We start from the raw sequence: 2,889 nt of genomic DNA on the forward strand, positions 1-2,889 counted from the left end.
CCAGCTGAGCTATAGCCCCACAATGTCGCTTTGAACTGAATCGCTCGGCTGGGTGCTTCGCGTTTCGTTTCGTTCATCGCTGTGGACGGGGCGCATATTAAGATCGGATCGCGGGCCTGTCAAATATATTTTCAACAAAATCCAAAAGAAATTTCCGAGATAACAATCACTTACCGTCTTGCCAAGGGAAACACCCCGGTTTTGCGGGGTGAAACTCTGGTTTCTCGGTTGCTTGCACGGGCCTCTTCGCTGGCAAGCCAGCTCCCACAGGTTTTTGTGTGTGCCGCAAAATCCTGTGGCGCTGGCTTGCCAGCGAAGGGCCGCACAAGCAGCCCACTGTCAGGCGATGGCGCCCAACAGCTTTTCCCATTCCTTGTTTTCTTTCTTCGACACGCCGCCCAGCAGGTCCAACGCCTGGCGCAGACGGTAGCGGGTCAGGTCAGGGCCGAGAATTTCCATGGCATCGAGCACCGACACCGAGCTGGCCTGGCCGGAAATCGCGGCGAACATCAGCGGCATGGCATCGCGCAGCTTGAGCGCCAGGGCCTCGACCACAGCCTGGATGCAGGCGGTGATGCGGTCTTTTTCCCACTGGCGCAAGCCTTCGAGCTTCCACAGGATCAACTGCATGACCTGGCGCACCTGGTCGGCCGAGAGCTTCTTGTGCTCGAACAGCTTGGCATCCAGCTTCAACGCGCCTTCGAAGAAGAACCCGCCCAGCGGTGCGATCTGGCTGAAGGTCTCTACCCTGCCCTGCACGTGCGGCGCGATCTTCATCATGTAGTCGCTGTTGAACGCCCACTGCTGCACGCGCACGGCAAATTCCTGCACGGGCAGTTCGCGCAGCCACTGGCCGTTGAGCCACGACAGCTTCTCGATATCGAAGATCGGCCCGCCCAGCGAGACCCGCGACAGGTCGAAGTGCTCGACCATTTCGGCCAGCGAGAACTTCTCGCGCTCGTCCGGCATCGACCAGCCCATGCGGCCCAGGTAGTTGAGCATGGCTTCAGGCATGAAGCCCATGCGCTCGTAGAAGGTCACCGAGGTCGGGTTCTTGCGCTTGGACAGCTTGCTCTTGTCGGGGTTGCGCAGCAGCGGCATGTAGCACAGCACCGGCTGCTCCCAACCGAAGTACTCGTACAGTTTGATCAGCTTGGGCGCCGATGGCAGCCACTCTTCGCCGCGGAGCACGTGGGTGATGCCCATCAGATGGTCATCGACCACGTTGGCCAGGAAGTAGGTCGGCAGGCCGTCGGTCTTCATCAGTACCTGCATGTCCATGCGGTCCCACGGGATCTCGACGTCGCCACGCAGCAGGTCCGGCACCACGCACACACCTTCGGTCGGCACCTTCATGCGGATCACGTGAGGCTCGCCAGCGGCCAGGCGGCGCTGCACTTCTTCGGGCGACAGCAGCAAGGCGCGACCGTCATAACGCGGCGTTTCGCCACGGGCCATCTGCTCGGCGCGCATCTGGTCCAGCTCTTCAGCGGTGCAGAAGCACGGGAACGCATGCCCCAGATCGACCAATTGCTGCGCGTACTGCTTGTAGATGTCGCCGCGCTCGCTCTGCCGGTACGGGCCATGCGGGCCGCCCACATCCGGGCCTTCGCTCCACTCGATACCCAGCCAACGCAGGGCGTCGAAGATCTGCTGCTCGGATTCGCGAGTGGAGCGCAACTGATCGGTATCTTCGATACGCAGGATGAATTCGCCGCCATGCTGCTTGGCGAAGCAGTAGTTGAACAGGGCGATGTAGGCGGTGCCGACATGGGGATCGCCAGTCGGCGAAGGCGCGATACGCGTGCGAACGGTGGTCATGAGAGTCTCGGACAAGAGATGAAACAAAGGCTGGATGTTAACAGCACGGGGCCACCCTGCTCCAGCAATGGGCACGATCAGCGCTTGTGTTAACGGATCCAAACCTTGTTAAATTTGCTTACATTTTTAGAACGATCGTACCCCATGCCTGCCCAACTCAAGCGTCGCCTGCTGATTTTCCTCACCCTGGTCCTGCTCATCGCCCTCGCCTTCCTGGCCCACTGGTACCTCAAGGGGCGCTTTTACGAAAGCACCGACAATGCTTATGTACAGGGGGAAATCACCCGGGTTTCCAGCCAGCTGGGCGCACGTATCGACGAGGTGCTGGTCGAAGACAACCAGCACGTGGCCAAGGGCGACCTGCTGGTGCGCCTGGAAGCCGACGACTTCAGCTTGGCCGTGGAGCGTGCCCGCGCCACCCTGGCCACCCGCGAGGCCGAGCGTCTGCAGGCTGATAGCCGATTGACCCAGCAGGCCAGCCTGATCGCTGCAGGCCAGGCCCAGGTCTCGGCCAACCAGGCCACGCTTGGGCGCACCCAGCTGGACCTCAATCGAGCCCAGGCGCTGCGCAAACCCGGCTTCGTCTCGGAAGAGCGGGTGACCACCCTGTCGGCCGAAAGCAATGTAGCGCGCTCGCAGGTGAGCAAGGCGCAGGCGGATCTGCAAGGCCAACGCCAGCAGGTCAATGCGCTGGCTGCCGAGCTCAAGCGCCTGGACGCACAGATCGCCACCGCACGGACCGACCTGGCTCAGGCCGAGCTCAACCTGAGCCGCAGTGAAATCCATGCGCCGATCAGCGGCATGATCGGCCAGCGCGCGGCACGCAATGGCCAATATGTGCAGGCCGGTGCCTACCTGCTGTCGATCGTGCCCGACCAGGACATCTGGGTGCAGGCCAACTTCAAGGAAACCCAGATCGGCAAGATGCAGCCGGGCCAACACGCCGAGTTGGTGTTCGACAGCTACCCCGACACCCCCATCCAAGGCCGTGTCGACAGCCTGTTTGCCGCCTCTGGCGCACAGTTCAGCCTGCTGCCCCCGGACAACGCCACCGGCAACTTCACCAAG

At 61.9% G+C, this 2,889-nt stretch carries 2 protein-coding genes; one reads left to right on the forward strand and one right to left on the reverse strand.

Translation table 11 applies throughout. From position 1 onward, the window contains the following. Positions 1–339: 339 nt before the first annotated feature. Positions 340–1,821, reverse strand: coding sequence for a glutamate--tRNA ligase (gene gltX, locus G3436_RS09845; protein WP_163944144.1), 1,482 nt, complete (start codon positions 1,819–1,821; stop codon positions 340–342). Positions 1,822–1,965: 144 nt separating this feature from the next. On the opposite strand from gltX, the gene G3436_RS09850 reads away from it, so the two are divergent. Next, on the forward strand, positions 1,966–2,889 hold a 924-nt coding region (locus tag G3436_RS09850; RefSeq protein WP_163944146.1), incomplete at its 3' end, for an HlyD family secretion protein.

The organism is Pseudomonas brassicae, assembly GCF_010671725.1.
In the GTDB taxonomy this organism is placed as follows: Bacteria; Pseudomonadota; Gammaproteobacteria; order Pseudomonadales; family Pseudomonadaceae; genus Aquipseudomonas; species Aquipseudomonas brassicae.

Bases quoted from the DNA above. Each gene is read 5' to 3' on its own strand.
- gltX (WP_163944144.1), bottom strand. From the start codon at position 1,821: ATGACCACCGTTCGCACGCGTATCGCGCCTTCGCCGACTGGCGATCCC.